This is a genomic window from Paenibacillus agricola, assembly GCF_011440305.1.
GTDB classification, from domain to species: domain Bacteria; phylum Bacillota; class Bacilli; order Paenibacillales; family NBRC-103111; genus Paenibacillus_S; species Paenibacillus_S agricola.
This window is the reverse complement of the sequence record NZ_JAAOIW010000003.1, coordinates 453614-477697: the sequence shown is the minus strand read 5'-3', so window position 1 is coordinate 477697 and position 24084 is coordinate 453614. Positions and strand designations below refer to the sequence as shown.

Sequence of the window (24084 nt, the reverse complement as noted above, 5' to 3'; positions counted from 1 at the left end):
TAGGGGCGCTAGCCGTCCTTTTACAGTAAACAGCAAAGGGAGGGTACATTTGGACAGCAAACGCATCAAACCATGGGTCGCCATGCTCTTGGCTATACTCATAGCCCTTGTTCCTACGCCTTCAGCGGAAGCCATTGGGGACAGCGTAACCACCCAGTTCGCTAAAGAAATCATCAATAATAATCCAGAAGTTGCCTTTACATTAACAGGGATTGCGACTGAGCCGGAACCTATGAATGTTTCCTCTTTTTCCACAGCCGATTTTATGGGAGGAGCTTGGACCAATACCGATTTTGCCCTTGGCGCTATCCCCAAAACATGGGCAGCAAATCCGCATGATAATTCGCTTGGCAAAACCTATAATGAGGCAATTGTTATACATGGTACAAATGATATCCCCAAACAAAGGTTTAACTTCGACAGGAGGTCAACCACCAAGGCTTACTCCTTGCCCCCAGAGGAGCAGGTAATCACAACTCCTTATTACCCTGCAAGCTGCACCACTACCCCCGCAAATAATGGCGCTGGCATTGCCAAGACAATGACTGGTGGGGCAGACCTTTATGGGAACCGGTATGCCATTTGCAATACCAACTACTTTACCAAGCTTGATGGGAACACAGGGGCCCCCCTATGGTCATTCCCGCTGCCTCTCTCCTATACCGATTATACCTTCTATCCCATCCATACGGGGCTGGCATTTAACGCAGACAATACATTAGGAGCTTTTGAGCTGGTTTACCAGTATTGCAATTCGGACTGGGCTCCTTGTCTTTCCGATACATGGTCAGGCGGTTATTATCTTTTCAATAACTTGACAGGGGCATTTAACCCCACCTCATATGCTCGCTACGTGGAGATAAGGGATGCGATGCGCCCCGAATACAAAGGGCAGCTTTGGAACCCCAGTCTAGGTGCCTTGGGAAATATGACATTGAAATTTGATATCAAGTATTATAGTGGCGACGCGAAATCAGATTTATATAGCTTTGATCCTGGCCTCGTAAAGCCTACATTATTTGGCATGGCGTTCCGCATGCAAGATTACCGGAATATGTACAGGCTGGAGGCTACCAAGGACGACATCAAGCTCATGCGGATCGTGAATGGCGTTAAGTCGCAAATGGAGGCTGTCACCCGGCCCCTGACTGGGGACAGCTGGCATTCGTATAGGGTAATGTTGTCGGACGGAAGAATCCGGGTCTATGAAGACGGCAACCTAATCATGAACAAGACGGATGCTGGCTTTACCAACGGAGGCTTTGGTCCTTTCACGGAAAAACCTACAACCCAATTTAGGAATGTACAATTCCAATGGGCAAACGCAGACAGCAGCTTCGAAACGCCCGGCGCGGCTATTGTCGATACAGCCGTCACATATGAAACTTCCTATGGCGATCCCGAGAATGATGTGCGTTTCGATGCAGGCACGCGTTGGAAATATGACCAAATCCAAACACAAAGGGCTATAGATATGCCGTTATCCGCCAAATTAATCTCAGCTACTAAATTTTTGGATTTCTATGATGGCAAGTCTGGCATTGTGCCGCTTACGATAGTCGGCGGGCCTTTATTAAGCTTTAGCACGGTAGGGCTTTATAAGGTAGATTACCAAGTGCCTGATACCCCTCACCAGAGCAATGCAGCGCTTGCACCTTATTCTGAATATTCAGATTGGTACACGCAATATCTGGTAGTCCATAGGAGGCCCTTGGCAAACTTTGTATTGGCACAAAGCCCAGTTGACCGTACTGTAACTTGGGTAGACTATAGCTTTGATCCTGATCGGTGCTATAGCCATAATAATTGCCAACCGGAATTTTCAACAACCCGTGGCATTTATGCCAAGAAATTTTATTACATCACGCCAAGCGGGAACCGGGTTGACAGCAAATTGGTACGCCCCTTGGAATCGGGCACCTATACAGTGGCAATGGCTGTGCAAGATGAATATAAAGCGTGGAGTGATTGGTACGAGCAGACCTTGGATATTGATATCCCTGCTGCACCTAACCATCCACCGACCGTGCAGCTTACATTCCCAACAGGTACTCAAGCAAACCCTACCTTGGTTTCCTTGCAGCCTACGGTTACATGGAGCCAAGGGGACATTGACCCTGGGACGATATATAGCACCTTTAATTTGAATATTAAAGATGAATGGGGCAATTGCATCGAGTGCATTAAAAACCAAGTCATGGATACACCGCTAACCTATTGGGCTTGGACGATGGACAATTTGCTGGAGCTGGGCAAGAAATACAGTGTCCAGGTGCAGGTAAGTGATGGTGAAGCATCATCCAGTTGGAGTGAAGTGGGATGGATGGCAACGAATTCGTCACCTGTGGCGACCATGACCTTCCCAAGTGGAACGCAAGCAGCACCGTCGATCGTTTCGACTTTGCGCCCGACCTTAACCTGGACCCAAACGGATCCCGATCCAGCAACGGTATTCCATTACTTCCAGCTCCAAATTACGAATGAAGCCAATAATGTCATGGTTTTGGACAGTGGCAAGCTATGGCAGGGGACAAGCTCGACAGCTGGCAGTTGGCTCGTACCTAGTGACCTCACAGCAGGGCAGAAGCTCAGGGTACGGGTTAAGGTCTGGGACCAAAATGGCTCGGAGTCGCCATGGTCAGCCCAAACCTGGCTGTACATCAACCGACCACCAATGGCTACGATGACGTATCCATCTGGAACCGAAGCAGCACCGACAAGGGTGACCACATTTAGACCCACCATAACATGGAACCAAACGGACCCTGATCCGAACCCTACGTTCACTTATTTTCAAATTCAAATCACCAATGAAGCCAATACCATCATGGTGCTCGATAGCACCAAGCTTTGGCAAGGAACCACTGCAGCATCCGGCAGCTGGACGGCCACAAGTGATTTGCCAGACGGGCAAAAGCTAAGGGTGAGAGTTAAAGTCTGGGATGAGTTCGACTTGGAATCCGGCTGGTCGGCACAGACTTGGATGTATATCAATAGACCGCCTGTAGCTGAATTTGATTGGTCGCCTAAGCCAGCATATGAGGGAGATGCGGTTGTGCTGGTAAATTTATCGACAGATCCCGATGGTGATCCGCTTACCTCCAGCTGGCAAATTGAAGGCCCAGGCTATAGCTCCACCCAAGTGACGCCTAATGCAGCTATTCCTGCTGCTGTGACGGATCATCATCCTGGTGATTATATCGTGACGTTAACCGTTACCGATCCCTATGGGGCATCGGATCAGGTAACCAAGCCGGTGCAGGTTGGTGATTTGCAGATTCAAGGCTTTGTCGACCATACCGCACAGTGGGACTTAAACCGCAAAGCCTATAATCGGCTGAAGTCGGGGGAAGAGGAACGGCCGCGACCACCGCAAATGTTTTGGTCCGGTGAGGCTTTTGTCCTGTCTGCGCTAACCAATGAGCCTGCTACGCAGGTTCAAGCTGCTATGTCCTATACAGAGCTAAGAAGCCCCTTAGCATCTACAGATTTTACAGCTTGGAAAGCACAGATGTTCAGAAACGATTTTGAAAGCTTGCCTGATAAGGAGTACACATTTCAATTTACGGCGGTATGGCCCAATGGTCATGTGGAAATAGCGGCTGTCACGATTACGGTAAGTAATCCATGGGTCGACTTTACAAGCAGTGTAAGAAAAGAATAGGCTATTAGCTAGCTCCTCGATAAGTGTATAATGGAAGGGACGAGATTGACGGAGGGGTTCAGATGCAGAAACGGTGCTCCCCGATGGGTTACAGCCACCCGTGTGCGGAAGGATCCTCTCTAACTCTGATAGGCTCTAGCCTTTAACAATTTGATAAAGCGAGTTGAGCGGTATGCCTCTTGGAAAGCTAAAGCTGCTGGCGGTTCTGGTGCCGCCCATTATTATTGGTAGCTTTGAATATATTCGCCATGACTTTTTACTGTCTGAATTAACGATGGAAGCTGGGAATGTTTACATTACGATGTTAACCCTATTGTTATCCTACTTATTTGCCAGCTGGATGTTTCGCAGTATTGAGCGGACCAATGAACGTTTGGCTGCTGAGGAAGCCCGCCGCGCCGTATATGAAGAACGCGAAAGGCTGGCCCAGGAGCTTCATGATCATATTGCGCAAATTTTGTTTTTCTTAAACGTCCAATTGAAAAAAGGGGATTTGCAAGAAGCAAGATCGGCCGTTTCGGAAATCGATCAGCATCTCCGGCAGGTGATTTACAATCTTCGCACTGCACCTGAGCATGGTGCTACCTTTGATTCTCGGTTAACTACCTGGCTGGAAGAATGGAGCGGGCTTAGCGGGATCGCTGTTGAGCAGCATCTCGAAATTCCCGACCAAGGCGTATCGCCGACCACAGAGGTACAAATATTTGCGATTATTCGCGAAGCGTTTACGAACATACGCAAGCATTCGCAAGCCGATCACGCTACGATTGAGCTGCAGCTAACCAGTAGCCCTGATTTAATAAGGCTGCTGGTCATTCGCGACAATGGTGTCGGCATCAATGATAAGAATAGCCAGCTTGGCGAACCGGATCGGCATGGGGTCAAACTGATGCGTAAGCATGCCGCAGAGCTTGGTGCCGAGCTTAAGCTTGCCACGCTTGATAGCGGAGGCACGGAGCTAAGTGTGTTCGCATCCGGTGGAAAAGGAGGTAAAACCTAATGGATTACCGAGTATTAATTGCCGATGACCATCCGCTTGCACGCAAAGCGATCCGCCTGCTGTTGGAGCCGGAGTCGGGCTTTGAGATCGTGGCCGAGGCGACAAATGGCGAGCAAGCTGTTCAGCTATGCCAGGAGCTGCTGCCCGACCTGGTGCTGATGGATATTCGAATGCCAGGTATGAATGGCTTGGAGGCGACACGAAAAATTAAACAGCTTTATCCCCATACGAAAATTGTTATGCTATCTGTATCTGATGACGTCGCTGATTTATTCACGGCGATCCAGAATGGAGCGCAGGGATATCTGCTGAAAAATATGGATCCCGATGAATGGCTCCTTTACTTGAAAGGCCTGCTGGAGGATAACAGTGAAATTTCCCGCGGCATGGCAGACCGGCTATTTCAATTATTCCGTTCTGCGCCGGTACACGCAGAGGGTTCGCCTAAGCAAGGCGGGCTTACCTCACGGGAATACGAAATATTGGCCTGTGTTGCAAGTGGCCAAAGCAACCGCTTAATCGCAGAGCAGCTCATCATTACAGAAAATACGGTCAAAAACCATATCAAAAATATATTGGCCAAGCTGGAGCTGGATAACCGTGTGCAGCTAACCGCCTATGCAATTCGCCATGGATTGACACAATACAGCCATAGAAAGAATGATAAATAGCCCACTTGAGTCATGCTTTTTCCCCTTAGCTTAGCTTACATTAAGACTAAGACAAATGATGCTTAAGGGGACGAATCAATGATGAAAAAATGGAATGTAATGCTAATGGCCGGATTATTATTGACAATGCTTGGGGGCGGGGTAGCAAGTGCCCATGTAACCGTACAGCCTCCAACAGTGGTACAGGGCAGCTATGAAAAATTTGCTGTGCGTGTACCTTCAGAGGATAAGGAGTCTCCAACGGTGAAGATAGAAATAAAGTTCCCAATGGATACGGTCACGATCTCACGTTTTGAACCGAAGCCGGGCTGGAACTATGAATTGGCCAAGGATGCAACTAATAAAATTACAGGCGTAACCTGGACAGCTACGGGCGAAGGCTTATCCCCAACAGAATTCAGCGATTTTTTTATGCAAGGTAAAGTAGCGGATAACGCGACTGAGATTGTTTGGAAAGCGTATCAAACCTATAAGAATGGCACTATCGTTGAATGGGTAGGTGCATCAGGAGCCGAGAAGCCAGCTTCGGTCACGAAGGTAACGCCTATACCAACTGGCGCAGCATCAACAGACAGCCACGGTGCCACAGCGGCGCCAGCAGCGGGAGGCGCAGCCCCTGCTAGTACGGTAGCAAACCCAGCGCTCAGCGCGCCAGCCCCTTCGCAAACACCACTATATTTGTCACTTGTTGCTTTGGCGCTTGGTGTAATTGCGATTTTTATTGCCTTATCCAAAAGAAAAACAAACCGTTAAATCCGTAATCTTCCCATAGCTTTACAGCGGCCAATTCGTCTTAATGTGAATGTTATCATTTTAATCAAACCTCCGGTTCCACTTTCTTAGTGGAGCGGAGGTTTTATATTTATCTGAATGAATGGAGGTGAATGGAGGTGAATGCTGGTGGCCAAGCTGCGGCTGCTAAAACCGCTTCTCAGCTGAATGCTAGGTTTATTTCCTCGACCTGAAATGAAAAATCGGGTATCATAAAGAAAAAATGCTCTGGAATGAGGAATGTAGCAATGGCATCGAAAATCATCAAGGAATTCAAAGAATTTGCTATGAAGGGCAATATGATCGAGCTGGCGATTGGGGTTATCATCGGCGGTGCATTCGGCAAAGTAGTCACTTCCATTGTCAATGATATCGTTATGCCGCCTATTGGGCTTTTATTAGGAAGGGTCAACTTTTCGGGTCTATTCGTCAGCTTAAATGGGGTTCCATATGAAAGCTTAGAAATAGCCAAAAAGGCTAACGCGCCTACACTTAATTATGGCCTGTTTATTAACACAGTGCTCGATTTCCTAATCGTGGCGCTCGTCATTTTCTTTTCCGTTAAGCAATTAAACCGCTTGCGCAAAAAACAAGAGGTGCCTCCAGCGCCTAAGAAAAATACGAAGGATTGCCCTGAATGCTTATCGGAAATTCCCGAAAAGGCAGTACGGTGTAAATATTGCACAGCCAGACTGGAAATGACGGCATCGGATAGGCGCCCTGAGCTTACCAACTAAAAAAAATATACGGGACAAGCTATAATTCTATAAGCGTATAGAGGGGCAAAGGTAATGAATGGTTTAAGAGACTCGCAATTACAATTGCTCTGGACGGCACGGATTGATTATGCCGAAGGCAGTCGGGTGGAGGCTCACCAGCATGCCGACTTCGATCAATTCTTTATTGTGCTTTCGGGGGCAGGCCGGGTCATCTCCGCAGGAGAGAGCTATGTGGTACAAGAAGGCTCGGCGTTTTTATTTATGCGAGGCATTACCCACAGCTTTCATTTTACGGAAGAAACACTTACGTTGGACTTCAAATTTCGTCTGCTGGATCCGGCACTTATAGATGTACTTTCCCATGTACAAGCAAGCTGTTTATGCCAGGGCTCGGATTTGTCCGAGATTAAGCAATGGTACAAATTGTCGCTCATGCAGATGAGGGTACCCGAATCGGTTCATCCGCTGCGCATCGAAGCAGGCTTTAAAAGCACCTTGGTCTCACTGCTGTTGAACGACGCATCATTGCCTGCCGGGCCTTCCACAGTGCTTGCTAATATTGACGAAAACGAACCGATTGTCGCCTATATGAAAATTAACATCGCCGAAAAAATCACTTTGGACAGGCTTTCCAAAAGGTTTGGATTTAACCCCAACTATTTGATTAAAGTATTTAGTGATCGGACAGGCCTCACGCCTATCCAATATTTACAGGAAATCCGGCTGCAGCAAGCGAAGGAATATCTTGAATTCACCGCGTTGCCGATTACGGAAATTGCCGGGAAAGTCGGCTGGTCCTTGCCGTATTTTAGTACATTTTTGAAAAAACGTGAGGGCTTGTCACCTTCTCAATACCGTAGCTCCCTGTTAAATGAAGTCGGCAAAGATATTATTTTGGAGCATGATTTTGCCAACGAATGGATAGTCAAACACGACTGACACTCCCACCAGCTCACAATGTCTTTTAAAATGAAACCCTTCGCGACGCTGCGGAGGTTTTTTTGGCATAGAAACTGAGGATTGCTAAAAAACTGCTGAGGATATGACATATCCGGGTAGCGCTTATTGTTCTATAATTTTGATGAAAAGGTAGCAACGATCAACCACCTAAGAAAAAGAGGAGATAGCGACATGGTCAGAAAAATGACAGTTCCACCAATGAAGCTGGTCGACTACGATGGAGAAGGTACCCAGCTATGCGCAGTCGTTGAGGAAATCGGGAATATAACCTTGAAGAGGGCATTGATTCCGGAACCTGCTGAAGGCGAGGTCAGAGTAAAGGTAAAATGGGTCGGCATCTGCGGCAGTGATGTTGAGGTGTTCCGCGGGGCACGCGAGCCTGAATTTGTTTCATATCCGACACGGCTTGGCCATGAAGTGGCTGGAATTATTGACAAGGTAGGACCGAATGTTATAGACCTTAAGGTTGGCGACCATGTAGCGCTACGTTATATCTGGGGGGCATTCGCCGAATATGTATGCTGCACACCTTTTTCAGTTAAGGTGCTGCCTAAGCAGCTGCCATTAATCGAAGGCTCGTTGATTGAGGTATTGCCTGGCATTATCCATACCGCAGAGCTAGGCGATATTTCGCCGCATAAAAATGTGCTGATTACCGGGCAAGGCGTCAGTGGTCTCGTCATGACCCAGGTCATTAGCCTATACAGCCCGCGCAATCTGGTTGTGACGGATTTGTTCGATGAGAAGCTTGCGCTGGCACGTAAATACGGGGCGACCCATACGTATAAAATCCCATCGCCGGATGCGAATACGATGGACATCGTGGGCCAGGATTTCCCGGACGGCTTTGATGTCGTCATTCCTTGTTTGCTCGAAGGTGACGGGATGGTGGATGCTATTAACTCAGCCGCCCAGAACGGGCGGATTGTGATGTACGGCTGCATTGGAACCTGCCATAAGCCGGTTGATTTTTTCAAAATCCATAAAAAGCGGCTTGATATTTTTTCAACGGAACCAAAGCGGGATATCGATAACCGGAATTATTTTGACAGAGGGCTGCAGCTGGTATTAGATGGATTAGTCAACACAGAGGAAATGATCACCCATGTCGTGAAGCTTGCGGATATTGCGGAGGCCTTCAAGCTGCGCAACGAGCATAAGGGCGATACGATTCATGTGATGATCGATTGCGAGACCGTATGAGGGACTTAACCTTTCAGGCAGACAATAAGGATGGGAACAATGTGAAGAACAACTTAGGGAAACATACTGAGAATGAGAACGAAACTGAGACCGATCTGGAACGCAAGGCTATAAGCAGCCTGGAGGACAAACGCGGACAAACTTTATCACTGTTTGACAAAGCTTGGATGATAAAGCATGCTGATGCATCGCTGACAACAGTCCCTATTCATATAACAGATGCAATAGCCCCGAAGAGCGCTGGGGGCATTCATGATTATTACTCCAACGGCGACTATTGGTGGCCGAATCCGGGAACGGTTGATGGGCTTCCTTATATCCGCCGTGATGGAGAGAGCAATCCGGATAATTTCGATAGCCACCGGATGGCGCTGCGCACTGCGAGAACCCATATTGCCCATTTGGCAGCAGCCTATAGGGTGACTGGCAAGGAGGCTTATGCGGAAAAAGCTGTGCAGCTTTTGCGGGAATTTTTTCTCGATGAAGCGACCCGGATGAATCCACATCTGCTGTATGCCCAAGCAATTCCGGGTATATGCTCCGGCCGAGGTATCGGCATAATCGATACCTTGCATTTGATCGATGTTCCGGCTGCTGTTGAAGCTTTGAAGCCATCCCCCGCGCTGACTGCCGCCATATATGAGGGGCTGAAGCTGTGGTTCAGCGACTACTTAACGTGGATGAGCACTCATGAGAATGGCATCGAGGAAATGAATGCCGATAATAACCATGGAGTATGCTGGTTTGTGCAGGCTGCGGCTTTCGCATGGTTTACCGGTAATGAGCAGATGTTAAGCTTCTGTAGAGCTCGCTATAAGGAGTCGCTGCTTCCCGGACAGATGGCGCAGGACGGGAGCTTTCCACGCGAATTGGCAAGGACGAAGCCGTATGGTTACGCGATTTTCGTGCTGGACAATATGGTCACGTTATGCCATATTCTTTCGACACCCGAGGATAATCTGTGGAGCTACACGCTGCCTGACGGTCGGGGTATCCGCCAAGGGCTCAGCTTCCTGGTTCCTTATCTGGAGAATAAGGCAGCCTGGCCGTATCCGCCCGATGTCGAGCACGACGAAGGCTGGCCAGCGAAGATGCCGGCACTTTTATTCGCAGGGCTTGCCCTTCATGAGCCTGCTTATATCGAGCTATGGCAAAGCCTTGATCCCGATCCGGTCGACCCAGAAGTGCGACGCAATATTGCTATTCGCCAGCCGTTGCTGTGGCTGTGAAAGCTATCACGATCACATATAAAGCGATCCTTTCCGCGCACGGCGGATACAAGGGTCGCTTTTTTGCAGCTTATACAGTTCGTTACCTGCCGAGCTTGCGGTTAATTCCTTGATAAAGCTTTTCGAATTCCCCATAAAACAGTAAACTAGGTAATGAGGAAAGATGCTGTTTGAAGAGCAGGCCTCAGCTTTGAACTAAAATCATGGGTGGATCGTCTAATAATTGAGGTGGCAGTGTGGATTCCAAGTTAGATTTTGAATATTTAAAATATTTATCTGAAAGCTCTGATAAAAAAACGATTTTGGAAGAATTGATGACTGCATACGGCAAAGATGTATGGAATTATGCCTACAGTATGACTCGCAAATGGGATCAAGCGGATGATATTTCACAGGAAGTGTTTATCAAGGTTTACCGCAATTTATATACATTTCGTAACGAAGCCTCGGTCAAGACCTGGATATTAACGATTACTCGCAATATGACCTTGGATTATCGACGCTCTGCTTTTTACCGAAAGGTTACATTGATGGGCTTCATTAGCACCTCGGGAGAGCAACAATCCACGGAACAAAGTGTTATTGATAAATTGGCGACGAGTGAGATATGGCAAAAGGTTTTGGGGCTTCCTACCAAATACCGAGAAGTGCTTATCTTGTATGCCCACTACCAGCTTTCCATGAAAGAGATCGCACAAGTATTAGGAGTTAATGAAGGAACGGTGAAATCAAGATTGTTTCATGCACGCAGAAAACTGGCGAAATTAGAGGAGAATCAGAGCCATGGATCCGATTGATGACGAGTTGAAAAAAGGCATGGTAAGCGGTCCGCTCATTCAACATGGGTTCTCCGACCAACTGAAAAAACGTATTGAGCAACGAGTTGGGGAGGGGAAAGATAAATCCAACTCCAAGTGGATGCTATGGTTTAGCGGGATAAGTACGGCTCTAATTGCCGTTACCGTCCTGATCACGGTCAATTGGCAGCAGCTGAACGGAATGGTGGCAAGCCAACCGTATCTGGACAAGCAAGCTTCATATGAGCAGGCAGAGCCACTCGCTACTGTGACGCTGCAATCAATGCCTATTCGCTCCGCGGTGCTTATCGGTCTGCGGGAGGATCATCCTGCAATAAGCAATAGCTCCCCCTATAGCACCTACCGTACCTTGCTGCTGGCTGCTGAAAAAGGGGAGTTTCGGTCTATTGCCGATGGTGAAGGGATTTTGATGCCTTACAAATCGGAATTTATTAAAATTATTACCCAGAGCCAGACGAGTGTGAACGAGGAATCACGGACACTGCACGCTGCTGTGGCTACTGGGAGAGGCGCCGAAGGAGCGCTTCAACTTCAACAGGAGGAAGCTCCACCTGCCAAGCCGCTAAAAAATGCCGAAAAGCTGCTGTTCGCAGGCAATCGGTACTTAGCTTTGTCACAGACGATCCGGCAGCGAGACCAAGGAGAGGCGAATCAATCGGAATACGTCTGGGTCAAAGAGCTGGACGATTTACCTGCTTTGACGAAATTGCCTAAGGCAGACAGCCTGATGCCCACACGCGATCCGCATTTATCGTTAAGAAAGCTATATGGTGACTCGATCAACCCTACATTAAAGGCTAAACCATTAAAAGCTCCCCAGGATCCGGGCTTTCATACCGCAGCCGGAGTGTTGGAGCAGGCAGACGAGAATGGCGAGAGCTGGACCATTAGCCGCAGACAGGGAAAATGGGTCGCCCAAATGGCTTCTTACAATGTGCAGCCCGAGAAGGGCGCCTACCGTTTCCAGCTTGAGGATATGCCGCTGGCGCTGCCGGAAGCTGTGGTTGCTTATGACCAGCTTGCTGCTGACTGGGATGATATCAGGAAGCTTCGCCCTAATGCGATCGATGCTTTCTCATCACCAAATCGCGAGCTGGTGGGTGTGGTGTCGGACACGGATATTAAGGTTTATCCATTCCAGGATAAGCTTATCGCTGAACCGCTGCTGTCACTGCAGTTGGCTCCCAATGAATCCGTTGTTATGATTCAATGGGCCACCCAAGAGCCGTATATTGAGCAGTGGAAACAAAAGGGACGGCTGCTTCTAGGCGAGTGATTGTCCCATTAGAAAAGGATGCTGCCCATATGGCTGCATCCTTTTTCTACAGTACGCCTAGCTGGGGCGTCATCATTAGGATTACATGTTGTGTGTGGAGCTCATAACACCGATGACCTTGTAAGCAGGCTTGGTTACAATTACAAGCCGCACATCAAGTTGAGATTATAGCCAACACCTGTTAATCGTTGGGCGCTCGCATAAAAAGGATGCGCATATCTCGCTTTGGCTTCTTCGCTGTCTACAGCATTTGCATCTGCCCAGACTTTGATGCTACCATCCGGGTAGAACATCAAAAGCTGCTCGCCCGGCAGGTCGAGAAACTTCGATGCCATGGCTACGGTGCCGCCTACGCTACCAAGCGTGTTGCCCTTGCGGTCGAAAACCTCGCCATCGCCGCCTGGTATGCCACGGACAAGCTCGTGAAAGCCGTCGCCGTTTAAGTCAACGGGAACCGTACGGTAGATGCTGTAAGGAAGCTGGAGCGCTTCTCCGCTTGCAGCATCGTAAGTGAATTCGTTCATATCCTGATGGAAGCGCCCATCAGGTCCGCAGGTTTTGGCGCCGATACGGATCGCCATCACGACATGGCTGCGGTCATCGTTCAGCCGCGCAGCCCAGCCCATATCCATATGCCCGGCATCGACGTCGCCCCACTTGCGCTCGCCTGCCGTGTCGAACATAACGACTCGCGGGCTCGCTGCATGGTCGCTTTCCCGCACAGTAAACACGCTCAACTCACCGGAGTCCTTATCTAGGATCGGCTGGATAACATCGGAATGCCCTTTATAAACATCGCGGTCCGCGCAGAAAAGCTCCTTGCCTTGGTCCAGCTCAATGCAGCGTTCACCCCAAAAGATTTCATCCGTACCATCCTGGTTGAAATCGATAACGGGGCATGTGTGGCTGCCTCGGGCACCGGGATCGTTTTTGCCAATCACGGTTTCCCAGCGTGGCGACATATCCTGGCTCCAGCCCTGCAAATACATATTGCCGTAAGTGCCCTGCGCGGTTACGAGTACAGGCTCGCCCTGCACATAGCCACCGGCGATAAAGTTGCGGTATAACGGGGACATTCGCTGCTCTTGGTCGCGGTATTCCCAAGGATATTGCCCCAACGTTTCGCCAGTGCGGCCATCAACGCGCTCCAAGGCGCTATTGCGCACGCTTAGCTGATGCTCCAAATTCAAGTTATGGACGAACCAGATTTCATCCGTTCCGTCTTGGTCAAGATCAAACACATAAAACGGGCAGAACCAGATGCCGGGAATAGCGCCAGCTCCCAAATCCCGCTTCCATAGGAGCTCGCCTTCTGCCGTATACACCGCCAGCTTCAATGTGTCCGTTGGAAAAAAGAACATTTCGCTAAAAGGGTCGATATCGAAATCTGCACTGTACACCAAGGCAAAAGTACCGCTGTAGCCCTTGATTTTTACAGGAAATGCTCTGAGCATCCCGACCTCGCAGCCTAATGAAAGCTCCAATACCGGTTTTAAATCCATAGCTGGCTGAACATTACTCATATTTGTTTCCTCCTAGACATGATACCCCGATGGGGCTCGAATTTTTGCAAAGTCTTTAACCCTTAACTGCCCCGATCATGACACCTTTAATGAAGAAACGCTGGATGAACGGATAAGCCAAGATGATAGGCAGCGAAGCAAGGAAGATTGACGCGGTACGCAGCGAGAGGGAAGAGACATCGTTTTTCACGGATGACATATCCCCCATAAGAGCGGACATTTCCATATGGATGACCATATCTCTCAGGAATAGCTGCATCACCTGGAGACTCTCGGAATTCGTATAAATAACAGCATCCATAAACGCGTTCCAATGATGTACGGCGATGAAAAGCCCGATGGTCATAATGGCCGGCAATGATAAGGGCAGATAGATTTTCCAAAAGATATATAAATCGTTGGCTCCGTCAATTCGCGCTGATTCCTCTAAGCTATCAGGCACATTTTCGAAAAAGCTGCGCAAGAGGATCACATTCCATGTGCTGATTGCCGCTGGAATGACCAGCGCCCAGATCGTATCCATCAGCCCTGTGGCTTTGACGATCAAGAAGGTGGGCACGATCCCGCCGTTAAACATCATTGTTAAAATAATATACAGCATGAAAAATTTACGACCCGGCAAATAGGAGCGCGACAAGCCATAGGCAAGCGTAAGCTGCAGGATCAGGTTAATAGCCAAACCGAGTGTTGTTCGTGTAATCGTGACCATAAAGGAATGGAGAAATTTTTGGTTCTCCAGAATCATCGCGTAAGCGCTTAGATTAAAGCCTTTCGGATAGAGCATCAGCTCGCCTTCTGTAATTAATTTAGGGTCACTGACGGATGCTAGGATGACATAATAGAAGGGCAGGAAGGTGAATAAGGCGAATAACGTTAATAGGGCGCCTATAAAAAAGTTGGGCTGCAGGCTAATTCTCAATAGGTCCACTCCTTAGTTAAAATTGTTTAGGCAATATCCTATGGATAAGGCGTGCTGCATGGCCAAGGCATTCTTCCGATTGCTGTAGTTTAATGCTTCTCCAGAATACCTTGACCATTCCGCTTGTATCCATATGTTCTTGAGCCTACCATAACGATACATCGCTATATCTGCGGGCAAGCCGGTTCGTGCCCCAAATCAGGAAAAACCCGATCGCGGATTGGAATAAGCCAATAGCTGCGGTAACGCTGAATTGCGCGCCTTGCAGGCCAATTCGATAAATATAGGTGCTTAATACATCACCCACATCATAGATGGATGGGTTATATAAAATGTAAATTTGCTCGAAGCCTACATCCAGCAAATAACCTATTTTCAAAATAAGCATCAAGATCACGGTGTTGCTGATGCCGGGAATCGTCACATACAGCAGCTTTTGCCAGCGGTTAGCGCCATCGATCGTAGCGGCTTCGTATTGGTCTTGGTCAATCCCGCTTAATGCGGCCAAGTAAATAATAGCGCCCCAGCCGGATTCCTTCAGGATGGAGGAGAGAATGACAATAGGCCGGAAATATTCCGACTTGGTCATGAAGAACACAGGCTCCATACCAAAGTATCGCAAAATATTATTAACAAACCCTTCATTGGGAGCAAGCAACTGGATAATGATTCCGCCGAACACTACCCATGACAAGAAATGGGGGAAATAGACGACTGTTTGAATCGTACGCTTAAACATCATGTTTTTCATTTCATTGAGCAGAACTGCTAATAAAATAGGGATCGGAAAAGCGAATAACAGCTCATACACATTAATTAATAAGGTGTTTTTGACGATAACAAAAAAATCGTTATTGCGGAACAAAAATTCAAAATGCTTAAGACCAACCCACGGGCTGCCCCAAATGCCTTTAGAAAAATTGTAATTCTTAAAAGCGATAATGACGCCATACATAGGCAAATATTTAAAGATGAAATACCATAGCAGGCCTGGAAGCATAATCAGATATAAGTATTTGTATTTTAGCAATGTCCTCGCTGAGCTACTGATTGCTTTCAAAAGTATCGCCCCTCTTTCCGTTTTGATTTTTATTATAGAGAGGAGAACTGTAGGCGGATATGGCTATTATCTTTAATCATGTACATATCTATGGAATGTGCTGTGTATATTTTTATATCCAAAAATTTAGGTATTGGACGCTGACCTAATGATGCTATAATTCAATATGAAATGAATACGTTTTCTTGAACAGCTTATTAGCCTATTATGGAAAGGGAATGGGACATGTTAAAAAAGAAATGGTGTGCATACCGTCAAACTATTCTTATCTGTTTTCTTGTAGCTGTCCTGATTTATTCCTTTGCTTACTTCGTTTATTTGGTAAAGGTGCAGGTGGACGAGTCTGAGCAATTTGTGGAGTCTTTAAGAAAAACGCATGAGAAGCTTTCTACGGTTTTATTCGTTCTGGAGGACCAAATCAACTCGATGTACCTGCAAGCTTCCTTGGATTCGAATTTATTTTATTGGATGCAGCAAAAGGAATCTAACGTTTCAAATATGTATATGTTAGGTGAAATCCAGCAAAACTTCATTAAAGTGATCAACAGCAACCCCTTGATCGTGTCGATCTATTTGTATAACAAATCGAATAACACGGTGTTATCAACTAACCATGAATTTACACGTTTGGAGCAGTTTCCAGACCGGGACTTGTTCGAGCGAAGGGCAGAGGCTGGCGGCAACCAATGGGTCGAGGCTAGAGCGGAAAAGGCGGGCTATGGCAATCATAAAACCATTCTCACCTTTGTCGGTAATATTCGGGACTTGGGTTGGATTGCTATTAATGTAGATGAACAAAGGCTATTTGTTGATTTCCCGGCGATGCATAACCTGTTATTAATGGGGAAGAAAAATAATATCCTTTCCTCCCGTATCCATTTATTCGAACCTATGCAGCAGCCATTTATTGACCAGCTATCACAACTTGCCGTGACCGCTCATGAACCGGAAACGATTGACAATAATGATGTGTTCGCTTCTGCTAGAACACCGGGTGAGTGGAAAATAGTTTCCTTTGCTCCACAGATTGAAAACACGGCGGGATCGAAGCAACGGTGGAATGTCATTATGATGATGTTTGTGACGATGACAGCGGCGGCTATATGTATTTACATCTATATGAGAAAGCATTACTTCAGGCCGATTGTGCAATATCAAACCCGCTTTGACAAAAACCTGGAGGATCTCAGGCATAATTTCATCTTGAATATATTAACAGGCAAGCTTAAGGCACAGGATATATGGGGCAAAGCCCAAGAGATGAATCTCCAGTTTCCCACCGACCGGTATATGGTAATCGTTTACCAAATTGATGATTATTATGAATATTTGCTTTCCATGAAACAGGATGAACGTTTCTTTATGGATAAAACGATTTATAGCGCGATCAAATGGACGTTTATGACCAAATATGCCGCCTATACGGTTAAGGCTGAGCTGGAGAAAATCGCGATCCTGGTTTCGATCCCTGATGATGGCAAGGAAGAACAGTTTGCCCAACATGTAATGGGTACAATTAAATACTTGCAGCAGGAAATAAAAAATACCTGCAATTTAACCGTTTGTGCTGGCATCAGCAATTATCCACATGCGCTTGGTAATGTGCATACGGGATATTTTGAAGCGATAGCTGCAGTTGGCTATAAGGCCATCTATGGAAGGCATAGCGTTATTCCGTATAAGGAAATTCCGACCAAGCACCTGAACCAGACCGTATTTCCTTCTATCGATATGAATGAATTAAACGGCTTTATTAAGGAAGCGGAATTAGTGCGGTTCGAGCAAAAGCTGAATGTGATCATGGGTGAGGTACTAAACGGGGGCACCTTCTCTTTTGAGTTTCTGAATGCGGTTTTGTCCAATGTGCTGTTCGGGTTAGTTAAGCTGGCATTGGAGCTGCGTTATGATATCTCCAATATTGTTAAAGAGGATATATTTATGAAGCTGTATAGCACCGAGTTTGCTGACGATAAGAAGCAGTATGTGATTTATGTAGCTAAAGCGGTCTCCGATTATATTCATGAGCGAAAAACAGGCAATAATAAAACCTTCCAGCTCATCCGTGAGTACATCGATCATAATTTTGATAAACCGATTTCGTTAACTACCATATCGGATGCACTTGGCATTAACGCCTCTTATGTCAGCTCTTTAATTAAAAATGAACTGGGCTACGGCTTTGTCGATTATTTAAACCACCTGAGGATTAAGAAGGCGACTTTACTTTTAGAAGATAAAAGCATGGCGATCAACAAGATCTCAGAAGCTTGTGGGTATGATACGGTGCACTCCTTTATCCGTAATTTTAAAAAGATCCATTTCTTCACGCCAAGCGAATACCGCAATAAAATCAACGAAAACCATCATGTATAAAAAAATAAACATCGTGGATTCCCTGTTTTTTTACATGACATAGAATAATGTTCATTGCCATTTTCTCCGCTACAATCAACAATAGCCTTATACTTCTGAAATCCGTTGCTGGTGTTGGCGAGCAGAAGCAGAGGTACACATGAAGAAGGAAAAGGGAGGTTGTTTCATGAAACATCTATTAAGGAGCAAGAGAGCAGTTGCTGCCAGCTTGTCATTATCTCTTATGGTCGTTGCCGGTTGTAGTGGTGGCGGAACCCCCGCTGCGACACCTGCTGCAGAAACGAAGAAAGAGGAGACGGGTCCTGTCACCTTTAAAGTGGCATTCGACTACAACGTAGATCCTCAAGGCATGTCGCTTACGGACAATGAATACATTAAATATTTGAAGGAAAAAACCGGTGTCGAAATTCAAATCAATTCCCCAGGTACAGCGGGTTATGTGGAGAAGATTAATGTACTCATGGCGTCAGGTAACTATCCAGATGCTTTGGCCCTTAGTGATGGGGACAAGGATTTAATCCTGAAATATGCTAATGATGATTTGCTGGCGGATCTTTCCCCTTATATTAATGATACTGCCAAGTATCCAAATATTAAAAAATATATGCCGGATAGCTCTTGGCTACCCGTAACGGATAAGGGCAAGGTTTGGGCATTCCCGTACAATCGTCCCGATGGTCTGAGCCAAGTTGTATATGTGAATAAAGAATGGTTAACCAAGCTGAATTTACAGCCGCCCAAAACGATTGATGAGTTTTACACGGTTATGAAGGCGTTTGCAGAGAAGGACCCGGATGGTAATGGCAAAAACGATACATTCGGTTTACTAACCAACAGTACGGTTGATGCAGGCGCACGAATTTTTAAGGCAGGCTTTAATGCGGAGGCCTATTCCATTAAGGATGGCAAAGTAACACCGCCGGAAATTACCAATGAGTACAAGGAATATTTGAAATATTTAAACAAGCTGGTAGCTGAAAAAATATTGGACCCCGAGTTTCCAACGATCACATCTGCCATTTTCCAACAAAAGTTTAAAACACTTCGTTATGGCGTCATTTCTGGATTCTGGCATTATCCATCTGGCTTGGAAATTCCCAAGGATGTGATGGATAAATATATGGCCATTGAGCTTCCTGCTCAAAAAGATGGAAAGCCCTCGGTATTCACCTATCCGAGCTTAAACCGTCATTATATCGCCATACCGAAAAGCACCAAAAATATTGATAGGCTGATGAAATTCCTCGATTGGGCTGTATCGCCTGAAGGCATGAAATTCTCGATGATTGGGATTCCTGATGTCAATTACAAGGAAACTAACGGGAAAATCGAAGCAGCTAAACAGCTTGCCCCTATTCACTGGGCGTTCTCGCTAGTTCGTACAGGCCAATTGAATGATGACATCAAGAAATATATTGGTGTTGTGTATCCTCCACAAGCTGTAGACAACCTGACGATGGCTAATAAAATCGGCAAGCTGGATACATTGCGGGCTGCATTGCCGTATTATCCAGATCTGGCTGGATTTAACCTGAAGAAAATTGTTGATGAGTACACAACCAAAGCCGTTCTGGGTAATGCAGATGTCGATAAAACTTGGGATGAGTATGTGGCCCGCTGGAGATCTGCCGGTGGCGATAAAGCGATCCAGTACTGGACAGATTGGTACAATAAAGAAGGCAAAGCAGTAGTGAAATAAGGAGAAATAAGGGAGGGATATATCATGAGTACATTAGCTAAGCAGATTAGAATGGAAACGGTCGTAGAGCTATCTGTCGGTCAGAAATTGGGGCAGCTCCGCTCCGTTCCGGTTAAAATTGGCGGCAATACACGTGCCTTTTTGGCAGCTTATGGAGCGGATTTCGATGTGGATCCTTCCGTCAATATGTTTTATTATCCTACGGATACATTGAAATTGTCCGTATTTACAGAGCAGGGCGAAGTGATATGGAAAAAGGAGCTAGGGCGCACCGTTGTGCCTGGAATCTGGTTTTGCCCTGTTTACGCTTTTGACTTGGACGGAGATGGTGTAGACGAAATTTATTTCGTTAATAATTTAAACCCAACTCATCCATTATGTGTGAAGGAATACCGGCTAGAGCGGTTGGATTCGCGAACCGGAGCCACAACCGGACAATGGGAATGGAACAATGACGGAGGCAAAGAAGAGCCTCTTAGCTGCACCTTCCGTAACTTTATTGTTGGTGGCTATGTTCATGGAGAGCCTGTGCTAGTTACGTGCCAAGGCACTTATTGGTCGATGCACTTACAGGGCTGGAACCCGGATATGACTTTGCGCTGGCAAGTGGAGATTAAGAAGGATGACCCGGGTGCACGGGGAAGCCACGTTTCGCCAGTCATCGATTTGAATGACGATGGCATTGACGAGCTGATGTGGGGCGAACGGGCGATCTCGCTGGATACAGGCGAAGAGCTATTCTGCGCTGACCGGGATGTGTATAGCGGCCATTCCGATGTAGTCCAGCCGTTGTTCAACCAAGCAACGGGCAAATGGTCGCTCTTCACGGTACGCGAGAGTGACCCCGAGGCCACCCCGCGCGTCGTTATGTTCGATGCCCAGGGCATCCGTCGCTGGGGCGATGTCGAAGCCGGCCATATGGATATCGGCTGGGCGGCCAGGCTCCAGGACGATCGCAGCCATGTGACGATGGCGATCCGTATTGGTGCCAAGAGCTGCGGCCCAGACGGACGCTTCCACCAAAGCATGGACGAATTCACCTATGATGCCGAAACCGGCAAGCCGTATGCGCTACCTTACAGCATCTACCGGACGATTCCGGTTGATCTCAACGGTGACGGCTATCATGAGCTCGTTCGTGGCATGCCCGGTGGCGATGGCGAGATCTTTGACCGCCATGGCAACACCTTTGGAAGCGTAGGCGGCACCGTCGCGATGGCAAATAAATTCCTCGACCTGCCGGGCGAGCAGCTCTTATCATTCCGCCCTGACGGAACGGTGCAAATCTGGGCTGACCGCAACGCCGAGGATAACGCAGAGGCATTAAAGCGTTACAGCCATCCTTATTACAAGGCCTGCCAACGGGCCTATGGAGTTGGTTATAATCTTTATATCATTACCGGGATTTAATGAAGCAAAAGCTGCATAGCGCAAAATGATGACAAAAGCGATCCATACCTTAGCGGGTATAAGGGTCGCTTTTGTTTGAATAACTAACGCTAATTTTATATAGCCCTTATTTTCTTAATATTTCCTATTTCCTATGCTTGGCATTATCAACTGACAGGGCGCAATGAGCTGGAATATTTGAAAATCAAAGGATGCTTTGTTTACCTGCGCAGTAAGCCCATTTTTCCGCGTCACTGCACCATTAATTGATCCCCTTCATAAACTAACTTTGACTGTATCCCTACACCTTGTAATGATACAAAAACCCGAGCAAGGAGGGGTGACACTTTGAAGGGCAGCGACCTATGGTAATAAACCCTTTAAATATAGGATTTTTAGAGGAAGATAATATTTTTGATGCAAATTTGATGCAAAATGTTATAATGGCATCATTTCAATGTATTTGGAAAGGTGGCGTGATGCATGGCGAGTAAAGATGAGATAAACGAAGTCGCAAAGCCGAAGAAGATCGCAGCCAAGGACAAGATAAATACGAATGAAAACGTGAAGAACGGAAAGCCTTATTGGTTCCAAGTCATGGTTGATGGGAAAAGAGTCACAAGACGTGGATTCCGAACCCGTGGAGAAGCAAAGAAGGCACGTGCCGAATTAGAAACACAGTTATTCAAAGGTGATTATATAGATCCATCTAAAGTAGCGTACGGAAAGTATTTCACGGAGTGGCTTGAGGCACGTGACAACATTGCGGATTCGACAAGAGAGATGTATCAATCCTATTGGAAGACGCATATAGATCCATTTATTGGTAAAATCCCTCTTTCCAAGCTATCGCCTTTAGACATTCAAAAATTCATTAAATCCTTACGTGAGAAAAATTTGTCTGACGAGATGGTCAAGCGTATATACTCAACAGTGAACGCATCGTTGAACTCGGCCGTCTCCATGGATATGATATCCAAAAACGCAGCCTCCAAAATTCCGAAGCAGGATAAGCCAAAAGTTGAAAAGCATGAACGGGAGATTTGGAATAATGAGTCGATCCGGATCCTGCTGGAGAAATCCAAAGGGGAAACTCGCTATTGGGTAGCTATTTTCCTGGCTGTTATGACTGGTATGCGGCAAGGTGAAATTTTAGGACTCCAATGGAGTGACATCGATTTTGATAGAAGTATTATCAACATTAGAAGAAGCTTAAAAAAGGACAAATCAGGATATTCACCCCTTAAAACCGCTAGCAGCAGACGCACTATTAGTATTTCACCTATGACGGTTAAGATATTAAAAGAATTGAAAGAACGCGTCGAACTGGAGAAAGACTTTCTCGGTGATGGTTACAAGGACAACAATTTGGTAGTTTGCACGAGCCTGGGAACACCAGCTAAGGCTTCTAAGGTGCTGCATGCGTGGAACCGGTTATGTGAGAAGTATAAGCCTGAGGGTGAACCAGATATAACCTTTCATGATCTGCGTCATCAGAGTGCCAGCATCATGCTTAATGATGGTACGGATATTAGGGTTGTCTCCAAGCGGCTTGGTCATTCAACCGTTACTACAACGCTGGATGTGTATTCTCATCTGCTGCCAACTGCACAGGAGAACGCGGCACTGATCATGGATAAATCGGTCGGGTTTGATTATGAGGAGCCTGCTTTGTTGCAGTGAATATATTCGGGAGAGTTTATAATTTAAGTGGAACTCTTGAGGGAGTTGAGATCATGGAATTTGATGATAAGTTACTTCCAATTAAAAAGAGTAGATTTGTAAATACCATTGGGAAAAGAAAAAGACCCAAAAAATAAGTCAACCCGTAAACGAAAGTACCCTAGCCGGTGCTTTTTCTTTTGACCTTATTTTCAACCCGCTGTTTGAATATCTGACAATTAACAATATATTTATCCAATTTTTTACTTATCATAATTACCTTTTCATGGGTAAGCTGGCCTTGAGTTTCTGCTTCTTGGATCATTTGTTGACGTAAAGTTTCAATATTATGTAAGAGAAATGATTCCATCCGACTTGATCTCCGTTCGTATGTTTTTATAATGACAAATAGCATTATAAAACAGGAAACCTGCAAATATTGTAATAAGATGTCGTTAGTATTATGAACAATGTGTGAACAGTGTATCTTTGGTTCTTTTGCCATTTAACAAAACGAGGTGGTAAATCACTCGCATTGTTTGCAGTGCTTCCCTTCATAATAGAAACCTTTCTCAACAATAGAATGTTTGTGATTAGCCCAATAAGTCTTGCTGCAATTGTCGCACTTCCAGAAACCAAGTGCATACCGAGTTAGGTGGAATACGGCGATGGGTAAATGGGTGGCTACGAGGAATGCACAGATACCTGAATATTTAAAGAACTGAGCTGAATAGTAAAGCAAAGGTACACGCTTTATAGTTTCCATTGCGATCACTCCAATCAATAAAGTATTAACTAGTATAGGTATATACAAGAAAATTAAACGTGTGTGAGGTGGTGTTCATGGCAAAAAGCAAGTGGAAAACGAATGTTGAACCTAAGCTGGAACTTATCAAGAATTGGAGCTTGTCTATGGTAAATGCCCATTCAGGCGCGAGACAAAGACAACCTTCTCATAGCTTCCTGATCAGTGGAGCGAGGTATCTTGAAATTGAAGCAACTTGGCCACCTTCGCAACAAATATACCGTCTTACCCAGTGGAAACTTAGTGAAGGCGAGCTGTAGTGGATATTTGCTGTGCTATGAATCTATAAAACACAGCAAAGCCTCAATTCCGAAGAAAAGAGGCTTTGCTGTGTTTTATAGCA

At 46.3% G+C, this 24084-nt stretch carries 19 protein-coding genes; 15 read left to right on the top strand and 4 right to left on the bottom strand.

Annotated elements, in window-relative coordinates:
* The first annotated feature begins 49 nt into the window (after positions 1–49).
* The 10 genes from G9U52_RS10115 to G9U52_RS10070 all read left to right on the top strand — a co-directional run bounded on the left by G9U52_RS10115 (position 50) and on the right by G9U52_RS10070 (position 12311).
* Positions 50–3664, top strand: coding sequence for a glycoside hydrolase family 78 protein (locus tag G9U52_RS10115; RefSeq protein WP_166148934.1), 3615 nt, complete (start codon positions 50–52; stop codon positions 3662–3664).
* A 172-nt stretch (positions 3665–3836) separates the two neighbouring features.
* Positions 3837–4664 carry a sensor histidine kinase gene (locus G9U52_RS10110; RefSeq protein ID WP_166148932.1) on the top strand — a complete coding sequence of 276 codons (828 nt, stop codon included), beginning with the start codon at positions 3837–3839 and terminating at the stop codon, positions 4662–4664.
* Positions 4664–5335 carry a response regulator gene (locus tag G9U52_RS10105; RefSeq protein WP_166148930.1) on the top strand — a complete coding sequence of 224 codons (672 nt, stop codon included), beginning with the start codon at positions 4664–4666 and terminating at the stop codon, positions 5333–5335. The genes G9U52_RS10110 and G9U52_RS10105 overlap by 1 nt, the downstream gene beginning before the upstream one ends.
* 81 nt (positions 5336–5416) lie before the next feature.
* Positions 5417–6088, top strand: coding sequence for a YcnI family copper-binding membrane protein (locus G9U52_RS10100; protein WP_166149500.1), 672 nt, complete (start codon positions 5417–5419; stop codon positions 6086–6088).
* A 278-nt stretch (positions 6089–6366) separates the two neighbouring features.
* Positions 6367–6843, top strand: a complete 477-nt coding sequence (gene mscL / locus G9U52_RS10095; protein ID WP_311764849.1) for a large-conductance mechanosensitive channel protein MscL — start codon at positions 6367–6369, stop codon at positions 6841–6843.
* A gap of 54 nt (positions 6844–6897) precedes the next feature.
* Positions 6898–7764, top strand: coding sequence for a helix-turn-helix transcriptional regulator (locus G9U52_RS10090; protein ID WP_166148926.1), 867 nt, complete (start codon positions 6898–6900; stop codon positions 7762–7764).
* A gap of 192 nt (positions 7765–7956) precedes the next feature.
* Positions 7957–8988 carry a zinc-dependent alcohol dehydrogenase gene (locus G9U52_RS10085; protein ID WP_166148924.1) on the top strand — a complete coding sequence of 344 codons (1032 nt, stop codon included), beginning with the start codon at positions 7957–7959 and terminating at the stop codon, positions 8986–8988.
* A gap of 41 nt (positions 8989–9029) precedes the next feature.
* Positions 9030–10217: an alginate lyase family protein gene (locus G9U52_RS10080; RefSeq protein WP_311764842.1), complete on the top strand. Its 1188-nt coding sequence runs from the start codon at positions 9030–9032 to the stop codon at positions 10215–10217.
* Positions 10218–10453: 236 nt separating this feature from the next.
* Positions 10454–11014: an RNA polymerase sigma factor gene (locus G9U52_RS10075; protein ID WP_166148922.1), complete on the top strand. Its 561-nt coding sequence runs from the start codon at positions 10454–10456 to the stop codon at positions 11012–11014.
* Complete coding sequence (locus G9U52_RS10070; protein WP_166148920.1) at positions 11001–12311, top strand: hypothetical protein; 1311 nt, start codon at positions 11001–11003, stop codon at positions 12309–12311. The genes G9U52_RS10075 and G9U52_RS10070 overlap by 14 nt, the downstream gene beginning before the upstream one ends.
* A 140-nt stretch (positions 12312–12451) precedes the next feature.
* Here the strand turns inward: G9U52_RS10070 and G9U52_RS10065 are convergent, their stop codons facing one another.
* The 3 genes from G9U52_RS10065 to G9U52_RS10055 all read right to left on the bottom strand — a co-directional run bounded on the left by G9U52_RS10065 (position 12452) and on the right by G9U52_RS10055 (position 15813).
* A complete protein-coding gene (locus G9U52_RS10065) occupies positions 12452–13834 on the bottom strand; it encodes a rhamnogalacturonan lyase family protein (RefSeq protein WP_166148917.1) in 1383 nt (460 codons plus the stop codon).
* A gap of 55 nt (positions 13835–13889) precedes the next feature.
* Entirely contained in the window at positions 13890–14753 is an 864-nt protein-coding gene (locus G9U52_RS10060; RefSeq protein WP_207952879.1) for a carbohydrate ABC transporter permease, read from the bottom strand.
* 145 nt (positions 14754–14898) lie between these two features.
* Complete coding sequence (locus G9U52_RS10055) at positions 14899–15813, bottom strand: ABC transporter permease (protein WP_243767245.1); 915 nt, start codon at positions 15811–15813, stop codon at positions 14899–14901.
* Positions 15814–16038: 225 nt separating this feature from the next.
* Here G9U52_RS10055 and G9U52_RS10050 point away from each other — a divergent pair, with 225 nt between their 5' ends.
* The 4 genes from G9U52_RS10050 to G9U52_RS10035 all read left to right on the top strand — a co-directional run bounded on the left by G9U52_RS10050 (position 16039) and on the right by G9U52_RS10035 (position 22957).
* Positions 16039–18186: an AraC family transcriptional regulator gene (locus G9U52_RS10050; RefSeq protein ID WP_166148913.1), complete on the top strand. Its 2148-nt coding sequence runs from the start codon at positions 16039–16041 to the stop codon at positions 18184–18186.
* Positions 18187–18352: 166 nt separating this feature from the next.
* On the top strand, positions 18353–19885 hold the full coding sequence (locus tag G9U52_RS10045; RefSeq protein WP_166148911.1) for an extracellular solute-binding protein: 1533 nt from the start codon (positions 18353–18355) through the stop codon (positions 19883–19885).
* Between the two features lie 24 nt (positions 19886–19909).
* Entirely contained in the window at positions 19910–21295 is a 1386-nt protein-coding gene (locus G9U52_RS10040; RefSeq protein ID WP_166148909.1) for a polysaccharide lyase 11, read from the top strand.
* Between the two features lie 462 nt (positions 21296–21757).
* On the top strand, positions 21758–22957 hold the full coding sequence (locus G9U52_RS10035) for a site-specific integrase (RefSeq protein ID WP_166148908.1): 1200 nt from the start codon (positions 21758–21760) through the stop codon (positions 22955–22957).
* A gap of 160 nt (positions 22958–23117) precedes the next feature.
* Here the strand turns inward: G9U52_RS10035 and G9U52_RS10030 are convergent, their stop codons facing one another.
* Positions 23118–23306: an aspartyl-phosphate phosphatase Spo0E family protein gene (locus G9U52_RS10030; RefSeq protein ID WP_166148906.1), complete on the bottom strand. Its 189-nt coding sequence runs from the start codon at positions 23304–23306 to the stop codon at positions 23118–23120.
* A 473-nt stretch (positions 23307–23779) separates the two neighbouring features.
* On the opposite strand from G9U52_RS10030, the gene G9U52_RS10025 reads away from it, so the two are divergent.
* The gene (locus G9U52_RS10025) at positions 23780–24001 is read left to right on the top strand and encodes a hypothetical protein (protein ID WP_166148904.1); all 222 of its coding nucleotides are present in this window, start codon (positions 23780–23782) and stop codon (positions 23999–24001) included.
* Positions 24002–24084: the final 83 nt, after the last annotated feature.

Bases quoted from the DNA above. Each gene is read 5' to 3' on its own strand.
- G9U52_RS10110 (WP_166148932.1), top strand. From the start codon at position 3,837: ATGCCTCTTGGAAAGCTAAAGCTGCTGGCGGTTCTGGTGCCGCCCATT.
- G9U52_RS10105 (WP_166148930.1), top strand. From the start codon at position 4,664: ATGGATTACCGAGTATTAATTGCCGATGACCATCCGCTTGCACGCAAA.
- G9U52_RS10100 (WP_166149500.1), top strand. From the start codon at position 5,417: ATGAAAAAATGGAATGTAATGCTAATGGCCGGATTATTATTGACAATG.
- G9U52_RS10090 (WP_166148926.1), top strand. From the start codon at position 6,898: ATGAATGGTTTAAGAGACTCGCAATTACAATTGCTCTGGACGGCACGG.
- G9U52_RS10085 (WP_166148924.1), top strand. From the start codon at position 7,957: ATGGTCAGAAAAATGACAGTTCCACCAATGAAGCTGGTCGACTACGAT.
- G9U52_RS10070 (WP_166148920.1), top strand. From the start codon at position 11,001: ATGGATCCGATTGATGACGAGTTGAAAAAAGGCATGGTAAGCGGTCCG.
- G9U52_RS10065 (WP_166148917.1), bottom strand. From the start codon at position 13,834: ATGAGTAATGTTCAGCCAGCTATGGATTTAAAACCGGTATTGGAGCTT.
- G9U52_RS10050 (WP_166148913.1), top strand. From the start codon at position 16,039: ATGTTAAAAAAGAAATGGTGTGCATACCGTCAAACTATTCTTATCTGT.
- G9U52_RS10045 (WP_166148911.1), top strand. From the start codon at position 18,353: ATGAAACATCTATTAAGGAGCAAGAGAGCAGTTGCTGCCAGCTTGTCA.
- G9U52_RS10040 (WP_166148909.1), top strand. From the start codon at position 19,910: ATGAGTACATTAGCTAAGCAGATTAGAATGGAAACGGTCGTAGAGCTA.
- G9U52_RS10035 (WP_166148908.1), top strand. From the start codon at position 21,758: ATGGCGAGTAAAGATGAGATAAACGAAGTCGCAAAGCCGAAGAAGATC.
- G9U52_RS10030 (WP_166148906.1), bottom strand. From the start codon at position 23,306: ATGGAATCATTTCTCTTACATAATATTGAAACTTTACGTCAACAAATG.
- G9U52_RS10025 (WP_166148904.1), top strand. From the start codon at position 23,780: ATGGCAAAAAGCAAGTGGAAAACGAATGTTGAACCTAAGCTGGAACTT.